This is a genomic window from Paenibacillus dendrobii (assembly GCF_009807035.1).
In the GTDB taxonomy this organism is placed as follows: Bacteria; Bacillota; Bacilli; order Paenibacillales; family Paenibacillaceae; genus Paenibacillus_AQ; species Paenibacillus_AQ dendrobii.
Genome location: NZ_WUBI01000001.1, coordinates 1929630 through 1944387, shown reverse-complemented (window position 1 = coordinate 1944387; position 14758 = coordinate 1929630). Strand labels below are relative to the sequence as shown.

The window sequence follows — 14758 nt, the reverse complement described above, 5'->3', positions numbered from 1 at the left end:
AGAACCGACTTCACATTCACGACTCTCTGGCCGGGCCAGGGAGTTTTTTAGTTTTTTATGCGATGAGTCGAATTAAGGGTATATTTTAAATATAGGACGTTACAACAGGAAGGGGAGACTAACGGATGTATATCCAGAAAATGTATATTAATGGTGAATGGAAAGAAAGCGGCGAGGTGCTGGAAGTACGAAATCCGGCAACCCTGGAAGTGATCGGATCGATTCCCAAGGGCGGCGCCGAGGAGGCATCTGCAGCCGTGGATGCTGCCTATCAGGCTCTGAAAGCTTGGTCTGCCATGACGGCGAACGAACGGGGAGCCCTGATGATGAAGTGGCATACTTTAATCGATGAACATACGCAGGAGCTCGCCAAGATCATGACCACGGAACAAGGAAAACCGCTGAAGGAAGCGGCAGGGGAAATCGCTTATGCAAACAGCTTCATCTCGTGGTACGCGGAGGAAGGCAAACGGGTGTACGGGCAAACCATACCTGCCTCTTCACCGAATAAAAGAATTTGGGTGCAAAAGCAGCCTGTCGGCGTGATCGCAGCGATTACGCCTTGGAATTTCCCCGCTTCAATGATCACGCGTAAAGTGGCACCTGCGCTTGCTGCGGGATGTACGGTCGTATTGAAGCCTTCGGAGGAGACGCCGTTTACTGCATTAAAGCTGGCCGATCTGGCGGGTAAAGCCGGAATTCCGGCAGGCGTAATCAATGTCGTTACCGGAGACGCGGCTCCGATTGCCGAGGCTTGGCAAAGGGATGAACGCGTAAGGAAGATCTCCTTCACAGGATCGACGGCAGTGGGCAAAAAGCTGATGCAGGGTGCTGCGGAAACGGTCAAAAAGATCTCTCTGGAACTGGGAGGTCATGCACCGTTTATTGTTACTGCGAATGCCGATCTGGATAAAGCCGTAGATGGTTTAATCGCGTCGAAGTTCCGTAACGGCGGCCAAACCTGCGTTTGTACGAACCGTGTATATGTAGAAGAGTCCATTGCAGATGCATTTTCGCAGCGGGTTGCGCAGCGGACTTCAGATCTCAAGGTCGGTAACGGCATGGATGAAGGCGTGGATATCGGACCGCTGATCAACGCCAAAGCCGTGGAAAAAGTGCAGCGCCAAATCGAGGATGCGAAAGCCAAAGGTGGACAGGTTCTTACAGGCGGTGAAGTCCTGCATGAAGCGAAGGGATATTTTATAAAACCTGCTGTCATTATGAATGCTACCGATGAAATGGAATGCATGATCGAGGAAACCTTCGGTCCTTTGGCTCCAATTACCACCTTCCGAACACTGGAGGAGGCGGTGGAGCGGGCAAACCATAGTCCTTACGGTCTTGCGGCCTATGTATTTACGGAACAAATCAAAGAAGCCCTGTATGTTGCGGAAACTCTGGAATACGGTATTGTCGGCGTTAATGATCCGCTTCCTTCCACAGCGCAGGCTCCGTTCGGCGGCTTCAAGCAAAGCGGGCTCGGACGCGAAGGCGGTCATTTCGGCATAGAGGAGTATCTGGAGATCAAATATATTTCGCTCGGATTATAAGATTGGCATCGTCATACGTTCCAAGCTTCATGAAATCTACAAATTTCAGGTTTATACTTGGGATAACACTTTTGTTTTGAACGGGCAGCTTCATGCTGCTGTCAGCACCGCAGGAGGAGTGCGGCATTTCGATGAAGAGATGGAACCGGATTGATATCAAGCTGGGCGCGGTTATGCTTGGCATGTTCTTCGTTGTGCTGCTTCTGCTCGGAGTAGTCATTAACGAGCTGTTTACCAAGTTTCATACCCAGCAGAGCCATGATGAAGCGGAGGAGCTTGCTTCCCATGTGGTCAAAATGCTGCAGGAACAGGAGCAAACCTCCGTCGATATCATCGGAACGATGGCTGAGTTCTCGAGCGTGGATATTTTTCTGATTCAAGCCGACGGCCAATTTTCACCAAGGGATCAGGTAATTCTCGCGCAGCGCCATTATCCGCAAGGGATCTGGGATCAAGCAAGCCTTCTTGCCTCGCATCAAGTGGTAAAGGAATTCGTTTCGCAGGGCAAGTGGTTTCTTCTGCATGGCAAGCCGATATTGGACAGCGCAGGCCATATGAACGGCGGTGTCTATGTCGTCAGCTCGCTGGAAGAGATGAAGGAGTCGATTCGGACGATACGGTTGATGATTTTGCTCACGGGAGTCGGGGCGTTTATCGTCACGCTGGGGCTTGTGCTCATGCTATCCAGAAAGTTGTCCTATCCCTTGCTGCAGATTGAAAAAGCGGCGAGAAGAATTGCAAAAGGCGAGTTTGAAACCCGCATGCCCGTGAAGCGAGGGGATGAGATTGGCTCCCTCATCGGGGCAATCAATGATCTGGCCGGCGAGCTGCAGCGTTACCGGGATACGAGAAACGAATTTTTCGCGAACATCTCCCATGAGCTGCGGACTCCGATCACCTATCTGGAAGGCTATGCGGACGTGCTCTCCAAAGGCTTGATTGAGGACGAGGACGAGCAGCGGAAAACGCTGGATATCATCGCAGAGGAATCTAGGCGCCTGATGGTGATGATCCGTGAGCTGTTTGACTTGGCCAAGATGGAAGAGGGCCGGATCGACTTTTATCCGGAGTGGGTCGCCATGAATGCACTCTTGGAAAAGAGTGCTGCGAAGGTAAAGCTCCGCGCTGATAGCAAGGAGGTTGAACTGGAGGTCAGGCATCCGGAAAAAGAGCAGTATATTTGGGCAGACAGCAACCGTATGGAGCAGATTTTAATGAACCTGCTTGATAACGCGATCTCTTTTACCCATCAGGGGCGGGTAATGCTGACTTTAACGCATGGGCGGGAACAGGTTAAGCTGGAAGTGACGGATACCGGACCAGGTATTCCAGCAGACGAACTGCCGTATATATTTGAGCGCTTTTACAGAGTGGAGAAGTCTCGTTCGCGCCAGCACGGCGGCAGCGGCCTTGGTCTTTCCATCGTGAAGAAACTGGTAGAGCTTCAAGGAGGAACCGTAGAAGTCAACAGCCGGGTCGGCGATGGGACCACCTTCCGTATCGTTTTCCCCTCAGCAGACGCTCTTGAAGATAGAGAGAAAGGAACGCCGTGAATGAATAAGGATCAAATTCTGGTGGTTGACGATGAATGGAATATGCGAAACCTGCTGCGCATTTATTTGACGCAGGCAGGTTTCGGCGTTAAGGAAGCGGCAAGCGGCAGGGAGGCCGTGGATTTGATGCGTATCAACGCCTTTGATGCCGTTGTCCTTGATATTATGATGCCCGATATGGACGGATGGCAGGTATGCGAGAAGCTTCGCAGCTTTTCCATTGCTCCTGTAATGATGCTAAGCGCGCGCTCCGAAACCAAGGATATCGTCAAGGGGCTGAAGATCGGGGCGGATGATTATATGCCGAAGCCTTTCCAACCGGAGGAACTCATAGAACGTATTCATGCTTTGATCCGGAGATCCCGCCAGGCACGGTTTCAAGCAGGACAGGTTCGCAAGATTGCGATGCCCGAGCTGACCATTTATCCTGAGGGCAGGGAAGTGCTTGTTCAGCAGATGGCTGTGGAACTGACGCAAAAAGAGTACGACATTCTACTGCTGCTGGCTGAACATGAGCATCGGGTATATACGCGGGATGTGCTTGTGGATAAGATATGGGGAACGGAATATGACGGAGATTACCGGGTCGTGGATACTCATGTCAAAAATATCCGTGAAAAGGTTCAGCGTGCAGGGCTCTCCTATAATCCGATTCAGACGGTGTGGGGAGTAGGCTACCGCTGGTATAAAGGCTGAGTATTAACATTGCAAAGAAGACGAAAAAACGGATGCGCCCTTATAGGGAAGCATCCGTTTTTTTAAGACCGTATCTTATTTGGTGGTGTCTGTTTTGCTCGTATCATCTGCTTTTTTGCTTTGCTCTTCTTCCAGGTGATTTGTGATCTTGGCTTTTGCTTTGATATCAGAAAGCCATGTTGGAGCTTTGGTCATGATGGCTTGATAGATCAGCTGCTCCTTAATGTCCGCTTTCTTCTCGTCCAGCGTTGCTGTGTGGGCTGCTTTATAGCCCGTTCTCTTGATGATATGGTAACCTGCGTCCGTTTTGATCACGCCGCTCAGCTCGCCATCCTTCAAACCGAATGCTGCATCTTCGAATTCTTTGTACATTTGATTGCGTCCGAAATAGCCGAGATCGCCGCCGTTCGCTTTGGAGCCTGGATCAGTAGATTTTTCCTTGGCCAATGTTGCGAAATCCGCGCCATCTTTCAGTTGTTTCAGGATCGCGTCAGCTTCTTCCTTGGTAGCGACCAGGATGTGGGAAGCCTTCACTTGCTCAGGCGTGTCGAAAGATGCTTTGTTATCTTCAAAATATTTCTTCACGTCATCGTCGGAAACTTTTACGTCAGGCTCAATCAGCTTGCGCAGTTTTACCTGCATGTCCATTTGCTTGTTGAATTCTTCGTCGGTCAGGTTGTTCTGTTGAAGTGCCGCCTTGAACTCTTCTTCAGAGCCGTAGCTCTTCTTGATGAATGCCGTTTCTTTGTCAATATCCGCTTGAGTTACCTTGATGCCCTTCTTAGCAGCTTCCTGGTTTACCAATGTTTCAGAAATCATGCCGTCCAGCGTTTGGGAACCGCCTGCAGCAACGAGTTCGCCATAGAGCTTGTCCTTGGTAATTTTATCACCGTTAACCGTAGCCACTGCTTCATTGTCTCCGCCTGACGCGAATGGCGGTTTAATCAATACAACAACCAGCACGACTGCCAGCACTAGGGAAACGATCATCCATACTTTGCTACCCATTCCCGTTGAAGGGGATGGTGTTGGCGGCACGGCAGCTGTTTTGGCTCCAGCCGGTGCTGCTGCATTTTTCGCAAGCATAACAGGTGGAGAGGGCTTGTCAGATTCTACTTGGTCTATAGGCTGTTCGTTTGTTTCCTTGATGTCCCCCGTTTGTTCTTCCGGTGTGAGGCCATTTTCATTATTCAATGTGTCTTTTTCTTTGTCTGACATTAAATCTAACTCCTCCTTTGATATTGAACAATAACACTTATGCGTTTCACTTTACCAGATTCAGCAGAAATAATCCTTAAGAAGAAATAAATTGTGGAGAAAAATTTTTAATGCATTTTTAAGAATCGCCAAAAAACAAGCTGTCCCCCGATTTGTAGATGGGGACAGCCGTGATATTTCATGCTGAATGATCGGCTTTATTTTTCGCGTTCGATCGAGACCGCATGGGCGATGCAAGGGATGGTCTCGTTTTGCTGAAAAGAAAGGGGAGAGAGCAAGGCACCGGTTGCAACGACCAGAATCCGGTTCAGTTCGCCTCTGCGCATGCGGTTCAGCAGGTGCCCGTAGGTCACCACCGCAGAGCAGGCGCAGCCGCTGGCACCGGCCTGTACGTTCTGGGTTTCATAGTTATAGATCATCATCCCGCAGTCGGAATACGTGGTTTGCTCCATCGGAATATGATGCTTCTTCAGCAGATCGCAGGCGATTTCATATCCGACCTTCGACAGATCGCCCGTTACGATCAGGTCGTAATATCCGGGTTCGATCTGGAGATCCCGAAAGTGGGCTTCGATGGTATCGACGGCCGCCGGCGCCATGGCCGCACCCATATTGAAGGGATCTTGGATGCCCATATCCACGACCCGTCCGATGGTGGCAGAAGTAACGTAAGGCCCCTTACCTTCCTGTCCGATGACTGCTGCACCCGCACCGGTAACGGTAAACTGTGCCGTAGGCGGCTTTTGGGATCCGTATTCGGTAGGATACCGGAACTGCTTCTCCACGCTGCCGTTATGGCTGCATGTTGCAGCCAGCGTGTGTTTTGCGCCGCCTGAATTGACGATGTAAGCGGCTAAGGCAAGACTTTCCATGGATGTGGAGCATGCTCCGAACAAGCCAAGGTAAGGAATGGTCAGCGTGCGTGCGGCAAAGCTGCTGGAGATGATCTGATTCATCAGGTCGCCGCCGAAATGGAATTGAATCTGGCCTTCGGTCAATCCCGCATGCTGGATTGCCATTTTGGCCGCTTCCTCAAGAAAAGCCTTTTCGGCTTTTTCCCAGCTGTCCTGCCCCAGATACAGCTCCCCGTGCACAATGTCGAAATCTTCGGCCAGCGGGCCCTGTCCCTCAAATGGCCCCACCGAAGTCGCGGCAGCGAGGATGGAAGGCTTGTTTTCAAACAACCAGCTTTGATGGCCTTTCAGCATTTTCGGTTCAACCTCCTACAATATTGGGATCAAAGATAACGTAGGCGATGCCGACGGCAAACGCCGCAATCGTGCCGAATACAATGACCGGACCGGCTACCTTGAAGATGCTTCCGCCCATGCCCAGCACGATGCCGTCGCGGCGGTATTCGATGGCCGCGGAGGCCATCGCATTGGCAAACCCGGTTACCGGCACGGCGGTGCCCGCTCCAGCCCATTGAGCGATTTTATCGTAAACTCCCAGGCAGGTTAGAATAACCGAAAGGAGAATCATGACACCTACGGTCGGATTGGAGGCTTCCTTGACGCTGTAGCCCCCGTAATGGACGAACAGTTGCTGGACGGTTTGCCCCACCAGGCAAATCAGCCCGCCGACCAGAAAAGACCTGTACAGATTTTTGAAGGTGAATTTACTGGGTTCCCGTTTTTTGGCGAGTGCTTGATATTCCTGCTGCACGGGAGTGAGCTTTTTTTTCGTTTTGCTGGCCATGAGATCACATTCCCTCCTAACGTGTTAATAATGGCTTGACGTCAGAGATAACCTGTTCGAGCTGCATGGAGCATTGCCCATACATGGTTTTGGCTTCCAGCCGGTCTGTGGACAGTCCGAACATTTCAAGATCCGCCTGACATTTTTTCAAATCGGCATATAGCGTCGCTTTCTGCTGAGGCTCCGGCACTTTGATTTTGTCGTCGAATAAATCCACATACAGCTGCCCGTAGGCATCCACCTGGCCGATATATACGTTATCCAGCGATACGCCAATCTTTTCAAGTTCGGTATGGATCCAGCGTCGGTTCAGACCCCGGGTTGCCAGCGGTTCATCCATCACTTTTCCATCGAGGATGACCGTTTGCGATTCCGTCTCAGGAGCAACCTGGATGCCGAGATGGGTAGGCGTTAATGGCTGATTTTGCTTTTTCAGCAGCACATTGATTTCACCGTTTGGCTCCATGATGGCAAATTCCACTTCGGCTGCTTTGAATACATCTTTGCCTCTAAGCTGCTCCAGAAGCTCCTCATTCGTAAGCCGTTCCTTTTTGAGGTTATCCTCGAGAATTTTTCCGTCCTTAATGAGAACGGTGCTTTTGCTATCGATGAAATCGCGTGCCTTTTTGCTTTTGAGCTGCAAAAACTCAATGCCGAGCGATACAAGCACCCATACGGACAAGGAGATAATTCCCAAATACCATGTCCCCTTCACATCCAGCGATATGGTCGCGGCTAAGTCGCCAATGGTGATGCCGGTTATATATTCGAAGAAGGACAATTGGGATATCTGCCTCTTACCGAGCAATCGGGTTAGCGCGAACAACACGACGACGGCTGCCAATGTACGGGTAATGACCTCGACCCATTCCGGCATTTTGCATAACCTCCATTTCAGTCTGATTAACCAAATTGTTTACTTATCCTATGAATTTTATGAATTTTTTCAATCCATGCAGGTTAGATTAATTTTCGTACTTATTCTGCAAAGGAGGTGAGATCCGATATGACAGTATCATCCCAGGTTAAAACGACTCTCGCTTCTTTGAAGAGTGCCCAAGCGAGCTTGGAAACTTTTGCGCTCAGCACGCAAAACCAGGATGCCAAGAACCTGTTTACCAACGCAGCACAGCAAACACAGCAAATCGTGCAGCAAGTGGAGAGCAGAGTACAGCAGCTGGAAAACGAAGAGCCACAGTATAAAGGATTCTAATCCATTCTTTGAAAGGTCTTGTTACATACAAGACATGGCTCAAGAAAAGCATCGGCGGTCCGCCGGTGCTCTTTCTTTTGGAATTCAAACCAAGTTCCATGCGTCTGATATCTGAAGGGATAAGCAGATCATGACTGCTATTTCAACGGATTTCGGGTCGTTTGTATGCGAAACGTGACAAAAGTCCGGGCTTTATGGATAATAGGTAAGAATGAATGGTTCATCCAAAAGTTGGGAGGATACGTTAGAGCATGAATTTGCATCAAAATCGGCTTCGAAAGCTGACCATGACAAGCCTGATTCTGGGCGTGTTTTTTATTATCATGACGATATTAATCGTAACGAACCATATTGCGTGGTTTGATAACGCCGTTATATCCGCGGTTCAGGGGATGGAGACAGGCTGGCTGACCTCGTTTATGAAAGTCTTTACCTTTATTGGATCTTCCCTCATGGCCGTGGTCTTGTCCGCGCTCGCCTTCTTCTTTCTAATGATCGTCATGAAGCACCGACGCGAATTGATCATGTTCGTGGTGGCAGTGGGCGGCTCTGAAATCTGGAATCTGATTCTGAAAAATATAATTCAGCGTGCCAGACCCAATACGCATCGCTTAATCGAAATATCGGGTTTTAGCTTTCCAAGCGGACATTCCATGGCGGCATTTTCGTTATACGGGGCGATTACCTTCCTGCTGTGGAGACATATTCCCTCGTTTGCGGGAAGAATAGCCATGATCATTATCGGGGTAGCCCTCACGCTTCTGATCGGCATCAGCAGGATTTATCTGGGTGTTCATTATCCGAGTGATGTACTGGGAGGATATCTCGCGAGCGGTACTTGGCTGATGATTTCTATTGTCCTGTTTGAAAAATATTGGAGACAGCCCCGGAACATCAAATAATTCGCTTTGAGAGTCCCAAAACTTGCATGAAAATGGTATGCTCGCGTAATATGATGTCATAGAGAACTTTGCTGCATCCCGGAGAGAGAAACTTTAAAAATAAAAGGAGTCTGGTTGCGAAACAATGACGTCTATGAAGGATTTTTTTCAACTTTCCGCCGTAAAAAAAGGCGTGGTGCTCATCCTGCTTGTTCTGGTTTTGTACTTGTTTAGAAGCATTATGAATTTGATTCTGATCACTTTCATCCTGACATATCTGGTAAACCGTCTCCATTCGTCGCTAACGCGGCGCTTCACGAACCGGCTGGGTGTCAGCAAGAAGATTGCACTCATTCTGATTTATGCCTTGTTCGTGGCTGCCTTATCGATTGGAACCTATCAATATGCACCCAAGCTTATTTCGGAGCTGAACGTACTGATCAAGCAGGTTATTTACTTTTACAGTAATCCATTGGTGCTTACCGACAATAAGATCATGAATTATATTCTGGATTACATACACAAAATTGATTTTGCCTCCTATCTCAAGCAAGGCTATGGTCTCGTGTCGAATACCATTTCGAACGTTGGCAAATTCAGTTTGAATTTGGCACTTGCGATCATTATGAGCTTGTTCTTCATGCTGGAGAAGGAGAAAGTGACGAATTTCACGGAAAAATTCAGAACGAGCAAGTTATCCTATGTCTATGACGAGCTGGCCTATTTCGGAAAGAAATTCACTTTTTCTTTCGGAAAGGTGATTGAAGTTCAATTTCTGATTTCGGTCATCAACGCTTGCTTCTCCACATTGTTTTTATGGATTATGGGTTTTCCGAATCTGTTTGCCTTGGGTTTGATGATTTTCCTGCTGGGTCTTATTCCGGTCATGGGCGTCATCGTCTCGCTGGTTCCGCTTTGCGCCATTGCTTTTGGCATCGGAGGAATTCCCAAGGTCGTCTATATTCTGATTATGGTGGCCGTTCTGCATGCGTTTGAGGCATATGTCATGAATCCGAAGTTTATGTCCGACAAGACTCATTTGCCAATTTTCTATACCTTTGCGGTGTTGATTGTCTCGGAACATTTCTTCGGGGTATGGGGATTGATCCTGGGGGTACCGGTGTTTATGTTCTTGCTCGATTTACTGGATGTGCCGGTTAACAACCCGCCCAAGGACCCGCCGCCCGTGAAGCAGAAGAAAACGGGGACTAAAAAAGTTTAAACGGTTTTTACAATCCGGATGATAGGCATAAATCCGCAAAATAAAAATCCTAACGCAGCCGTTAGGATTTTATTTTGCAGTGATATGCTGATTTAAATTTCGGAATGGGCAGCAGGCAATCTGCGGTCCTGGCGTGGATGATAGGTATGCTGCGTAAAGCGTTTCAGCGATTCAGGAAGTTTTTTCTTCAACTGATCCGCTTGCTGCTGCGTCATTTTACCGGCTTTGACGGCGTTATCTATCTTGGCGCTTTGGACGGTGGTAAGCTTCTGGACGAAGACATCAGCATCCCAATTCTTTTTCTCTTTGGCGATCTGCTGGAGTGATTTTCCTGTTTTCCATTCTTTTTTCAGATCCTGCTCGGTCATGTCAAGCAACGTGGCTGCATCCTTGAAGAGCACAAATTTTCTTCCATGATGTCCGTGGCGTTTGTGCCGGCTTTCGTCCTGTTGATCCTTTTCCGCTGGAGGGGTTACCTCGGCAGGCGTGCTCACGCTGGTTTCGGCAGCCGCGCCGGCTGTATGCGCAAAGGAGAATCCGCCTGCAGTCAGAATGCAGGAAAGGGCTCCCGCCATTAATGCTTTTCTGAAATGGTTCATCTGTTCACCTCATTGATGTTATGGTTAATCTTTCATATTCTGTTTTTATTATGGGCTTAATTGGATAAATCATACTTATTTTTTAAAACTGGCCGTCTCTGTTATGGCATTTTGTATCAATACGAGGGACAACGGGTAATATTCCGTATGTGGGACAGAAACTGCAGCGGCCTGATACACTAAACTTTTATTCATAGAGACTGGAGGAGATGCAGCCGTGACTTTCGGGGCGCGAATGCTGAAGACGGGGATCGCCGTCACGCTCGCACTATATATCAGCATGTGGCTACATTTAACCTCGCCGGTGATATCGGCTGTCGCGGCCATATTTGCGATGCAGCCGTCGATTTACCGTTCCTGGCGTTATTTTCTGGATCAAATTCAGACCAATACACTGGGCGCCGTGTTGGCTTTGATTGCAGGGTTGGTTTTCTCCAATGAACCTATTGCCGTGGGTCTTGTATGCATTATCGTTATCATGATTTGTTTGAAGCTGAAAATGGGAGATACCATTGGTTTGACGCTTGTCACGGTTATCGTCGTAATGGAAGCTTCCGGTCAATGGCAATTCGCACTGACGCGTTTTTCACTGAGCTTGATCGGGATCGTGTCCGCGTTCCTGATTAATATCCTGCTCTTTCCGCCAAAGCCGAAGATGCAGTTTACAAGCCAGATTCAGACGACCTTTGACCAGATGTCCTTATTGATGCGGACTGCGATATCCGATGAAATCAAAGAGAATATTTTCCGCGATAAGAAAAGGGCGCTCGAAGATTCGATCAAGTCATTATCCGATAAATACAAGTTGCTGGAAGAAGAGCAGAAGAAGCTGAAGCGGGCGAGTTTCAGCCAAACGAGGCACCTCGTAGTATATAAGCAGATGCTGAATACGCTGCGCAAGGGACGTGAAGTACTTGATGCGGTTGAGGAGCATTACTTCCAGTCTGAGCGTTCGGAGGAAATGGACCGCTTCTTCGATCATCAGCTGGAAAAACTGATTAAGCTGCATGAGCATGTGCTGCTGAAGTTCGAGGATAACTTGAAGCCGAATGTCGTCGAGGCCAGCCTTCTGCTGGAGGAGAGCGAGGCTTTTATCAAGCAGGTGCTGGAATATGCGGCGCAGCAGCCAGAGAGCAGATTGCGTCTGACCATAGTCGCTTCAACCATGTATGATTACGGTTATCAAATGGAGCGCTTGAACCGTTTGGTGGAGCATTACCATAAATCCGATGATGAGGCTTTGTGGTTGTCCTGGTTGAAGCGATAAAGAAAGTGAACGGGATGATGGCAAACGAAAAAGAGGCTTTTCCGTAAAGATCTGTCATGATCTCGGACAAGCCTCTTTTTTTATATTATTCCAGCGGCAGATGCACGATAAACTCGGTTTGCTGCGGGCTGCTGTCTGCGATGATGCTGCCGTCATGGAGCTCGATGATGCTTTTGACGATGGCAAGGCCAAGACCGGCGCCGCCGGTGTCGACCGATCTTGATTTTTCAACACGGTAGAACCGGTCGAAAATATAGGGCAGATCCATGGAAGGAATCGGGGAGCCGAAGTTGATGATTTTCACAACGGCTTGTTTGCCTTCCCTGGCGATGCGAACTTCAATTCGTTTCCCTTCTTTGCCATAACGCATGGCATTGGTGATCAGATTCTCGAAGGCCTGCATGATCTTATCCCCATCCCCGTCGATGAGAAGCTTCTCCTGGGGAGCAATGAACTTGATTTCCATTTTATGATGATGCAGCTGCAGAGTGAATTCCGCCGTGAGCTGTCCGATCAGCTGCACCAGATCAATTGAGGTGCGGTTTAGGGGAATCTGTCCGAAGCCCATGCGGGTATAATCGAATAAGTCTGTCACCAGGCGGTTCATGCGCTTGGATTTTTCATAGGCAATATTGACGTAATACCGCAGTTCTACCTCGTCTTTGTATTTATCCTCTTCAATTAGCCTCAGGTATCCGATGATGGAAGTCAGCGGTGTGCGCAGGTCATGGGACACGTTGGTAATGAGTTCATTTTTCGCTTGCGTGGCCATCCGTTCTTCCTGCAAGGAGATTTGCAGCTGCTTCGCCATGGCATTGATCTGATCCGCGAGCATTCCGATTTCGTCATTGGACCGAACCTGAATCCGTTCATCCATGTTTCCCTCCGCCATTCGTTTCACGCCGGTAATGATGCGAGTCAGCTTCCTTGTCGTTCCCCAGCTGAGAAGGAGCACGTAGAAAATGAACAGAAAAATGACCACGACCGACTGCCAAAAAGAAAAGCCGACGATTTGATTTAATTTCAGGATTCTTTCAACCAGAGGGTAAAGCGAGTTGAAATTTTGATAATAGATGTTATTAAGGATCGGTCGCAGCACAAAGAGCGTCCCATAGGTTAGCGCAACGCTGAAAAAGAACAGCCAAATGATCTTCCACTGCAGTTTGTTAAAGAAACTACGCATCGATTTTATAACCTACTCCCCACACGGTTTGTATCAGCTTGTAGCCAAGCTCTTTCTCCAGTTTGTCGCGCAGATTGCTGATATGAACCATGACCGTATTGTTGGATACATAATACTTTTCCTTCCATACCCTTTGAAATATTTCCTCTGCGCTAAAGACGCGGCCTGGATGCGAGGCGAGCAGGCCCAAAATATCGAATTCCCTGCCTGTCAGCTGCACGTCCTTGCCGTCGGCGGTTACCCGATGGGTGCTGCGGTTGATCTCCACGCTTTGAATGCGAAGTACCGAATCATCCGTGCCCCGTGGCTCCGTATTATACTGGAAAGTGCGGCGCAGGAGCGTTTTGACCCGGACGGTCAGCTCCAGCGGATTGAAGGGCTTGATCATGTAATCATCCGCGCCGGTCATGAGTCCCAGAATCTTATCCATATCCTCCGTTTTGGCACTGAGCATCAGAATCGGAATGACGGACGCCGTATCCCGTACTTGCCGGCACACCTCAAGCCCATCCACCTTCGGCATCATGATGTCCAGGACGATCAGATCAAACTGCTGTCCGGGGGTGCCGAGCATCTCTAATGCCTCTTCACCGTCATGGGCGCAGATGATATTGAAGCCCTCGTTTTTCAGGTAAATCGAGATCAAATTAGCAATTTCCTTGTCGTCGTCAACGACTAATATATTTCTCATTCCATATCCTCCAGAAGAAGTTGTGAATTTTAGCGGATGATCTGAGCTGATCTGTTCAGCCATCGTCCAAGGCCTGAACCGCTCTGGCCCTCAAAGCCATAGTTGAACATTTTGGCAGCATCCTCGAATCGTTTATTGGTATCCGATGCGCCCATAACAACAGCAACGAAACGTTTGCCGTCCCGTTCGGACGTGCCGGTAAAACAATAACCTGCTCTTTCCGTATATCCTGTCTTGAATCCGTCGTTACCGTCGTAAGAGAAAGCTTCTCCGGGCAGCATCGAATTGGTCGTGCGCAGCGTCAACTTCATTTCCGGTATGTACAATTCCGTTTTTTCGGTTACTTGGAGTATCTCCGGATAGGTGCGGATCAGATAACGGGCCATCTTGGCCAAATCCTTTGCGCTTACCTGCGTTTCGCCTTCCGATGAGGCCGATTTGAAGGCTTGAAGGTCTGCGGAAGACAAACCGGTCGAATTCGCAAAGACGGAATGCGCAGAAAGCCCGATATCATGCGCCATCGCATTCATTTGTTCCACAAAGGCGCTCTCGTTGCCCGCAATATGTTCTGCCAGAGAGATTGCCGCATCATTGGCGGAATGGATGACCATGGCTTCGAACATCGTCCGAAGGGGGAGCGTGTCGCCTGAACGAAGGCCGATCTCGGCCCCTGTCACATTGGCGGCATAACGGCTTGCCGTTACAGGCTCGTCCCAAGAGTTATGCCCTTCATTGACGTTCTTCAGCACCAGCAGCTCCGTCATCATCTTCGACATGCTGGCTGGCGGCAGAGCTGCGGAAGCATTATGTTCATAATATACTTTTCCCGTTTTGACATCCATAAGAACGGCTGCGGTAGCATCAATTTTAAATAGCGGAAAGCGAACCAGTGTCGCAGACGCAGCAAGGACCACGACAAATAACACCAGCAATAACATGACAGGTTTCTTCTTGTTCTTCTTCTTGATTACTCTCATAAAGCATACC

Annotated in this window: 15 protein-coding genes; 7 read left to right on the top strand and 8 right to left on the bottom strand. The window is 49.0% G+C overall.

The window, feature by feature from the left end; translation table 11 throughout:
- The first annotated feature begins 125 nt into the window (after positions 1-125).
- The 3 genes from GRF59_RS08520 (at position 126) to GRF59_RS08510 (ending at position 3799) form a co-directional block, all read left to right on the top strand.
- Positions 126-1550 (top strand): NAD-dependent succinate-semialdehyde dehydrogenase, encoded by a 1425-nt coding sequence (locus GRF59_RS08520; RefSeq protein WP_160497154.1) that lies wholly within the window; start codon positions 126-128, stop codon positions 1548-1550.
- 92 nt (positions 1551-1642) lie between these two features.
- A complete protein-coding gene (locus tag GRF59_RS08515) occupies positions 1643-3103 on the top strand; it encodes a sensor histidine kinase (protein ID WP_237391681.1) in 1461 nt (486 codons plus the stop codon).
- Entirely contained in the window at positions 3104-3799 is a 696-nt protein-coding gene (locus GRF59_RS08510) for a response regulator transcription factor (RefSeq protein WP_160497153.1), read from the top strand. It begins immediately after the preceding gene.
- Between the two features lie 75 nt (positions 3800-3874).
- On the opposite strand, the gene GRF59_RS08505 is transcribed toward GRF59_RS08510, so the two are convergent.
- The 4 genes from GRF59_RS08505 to GRF59_RS08490 all read right to left on the bottom strand — a co-directional run bounded on the left by GRF59_RS08505 (position 3875) and on the right by GRF59_RS08490 (position 7592).
- Positions 3875-5017, bottom strand: coding sequence for a peptidylprolyl isomerase (locus tag GRF59_RS08505; RefSeq protein WP_237391680.1), 1143 nt, complete (start codon positions 5015-5017; stop codon positions 3875-3877).
- Between the two features lie 197 nt (positions 5018-5214).
- The gene (gene spoVAD, locus GRF59_RS08500) at positions 5215-6225 is read right to left on the bottom strand and encodes a stage V sporulation protein AD (RefSeq protein WP_160497152.1); all 1011 of its coding nucleotides are present in this window, start codon (positions 6223-6225) and stop codon (positions 5215-5217) included.
- A 7-nt stretch (positions 6226-6232) separates the two neighbouring features.
- Positions 6233-6715, bottom strand: coding sequence for a stage V sporulation protein AC (gene spoVAC / locus GRF59_RS08495; RefSeq protein WP_160497151.1), 483 nt, complete (start codon positions 6713-6715; stop codon positions 6233-6235).
- Positions 6716-6731: 16 nt separating this feature from the next.
- Positions 6732-7592 (bottom strand): DUF421 domain-containing protein, encoded by an 861-nt coding sequence (locus tag GRF59_RS08490; RefSeq protein ID WP_160497150.1) that lies wholly within the window; start codon positions 7590-7592, stop codon positions 6732-6734.
- A 129-nt stretch (positions 7593-7721) separates the two neighbouring features.
- Between GRF59_RS08490 and GRF59_RS08485 the strand changes: the two genes are divergently transcribed.
- From GRF59_RS08485 to GRF59_RS08475, 3 genes are all read left to right on the top strand, one after another.
- Entirely contained in the window at positions 7722-7928 is a 207-nt protein-coding gene (locus GRF59_RS08485; RefSeq protein WP_160497149.1) for a DUF1657 domain-containing protein, read from the top strand.
- Positions 7929-8179: 251 nt separating this feature from the next.
- Entirely contained in the window at positions 8180-8830 is a 651-nt protein-coding gene (locus GRF59_RS08480; RefSeq protein WP_160497148.1) for a phosphatase PAP2 family protein, read from the top strand.
- A 124-nt stretch (positions 8831-8954) separates the two neighbouring features.
- Entirely contained in the window at positions 8955-10031 is a 1077-nt protein-coding gene (locus GRF59_RS08475; protein WP_160497147.1) for an AI-2E family transporter, read from the top strand.
- Between the two features lie 92 nt (positions 10032-10123).
- Here GRF59_RS08475 and GRF59_RS08470 read toward each other — a convergent pair whose 3' ends face one another.
- The gene (locus GRF59_RS08470; RefSeq protein ID WP_160497146.1) at positions 10124-10630 is read right to left on the bottom strand and encodes a hypothetical protein; all 507 of its coding nucleotides are present in this window, start codon (positions 10628-10630) and stop codon (positions 10124-10126) included.
- 217 nt (positions 10631-10847) lie between these two features.
- Here GRF59_RS08470 and GRF59_RS08465 point away from each other — a divergent pair, with 217 nt between their 5' ends.
- Positions 10848-11897 carry an aromatic acid exporter family protein gene (locus GRF59_RS08465; RefSeq protein ID WP_160497145.1) on the top strand — a complete coding sequence of 350 codons (1050 nt, stop codon included), beginning with the start codon at positions 10848-10850 and terminating at the stop codon, positions 11895-11897.
- Between the two features lie 85 nt (positions 11898-11982).
- On the opposite strand, the gene GRF59_RS08460 is transcribed toward GRF59_RS08465, so the two are convergent.
- From GRF59_RS08460 to GRF59_RS08450, 3 genes are read right to left on the bottom strand one after another with little or no spacing between them, the layout of a single operon-like run.
- The gene (locus GRF59_RS08460) at positions 11983-13080 is read right to left on the bottom strand and encodes a sensor histidine kinase (RefSeq protein ID WP_160497144.1); all 1098 of its coding nucleotides are present in this window, start codon (positions 13078-13080) and stop codon (positions 11983-11985) included.
- Positions 13073-13771, bottom strand: a complete 699-nt coding sequence (locus GRF59_RS08455; protein WP_160497143.1) for a response regulator transcription factor — start codon at positions 13769-13771, stop codon at positions 13073-13075. The genes GRF59_RS08460 and GRF59_RS08455 overlap by 8 nt, the downstream gene beginning before the upstream one ends.
- Before the next feature lie 29 nt (positions 13772-13800).
- Positions 13801-14748, bottom strand: coding sequence for a D-alanyl-D-alanine carboxypeptidase family protein (locus GRF59_RS08450; RefSeq protein WP_160497142.1), 948 nt, complete (start codon positions 14746-14748; stop codon positions 13801-13803).
- Between the last annotated feature and the right edge of the window lie 10 nt (positions 14749-14758).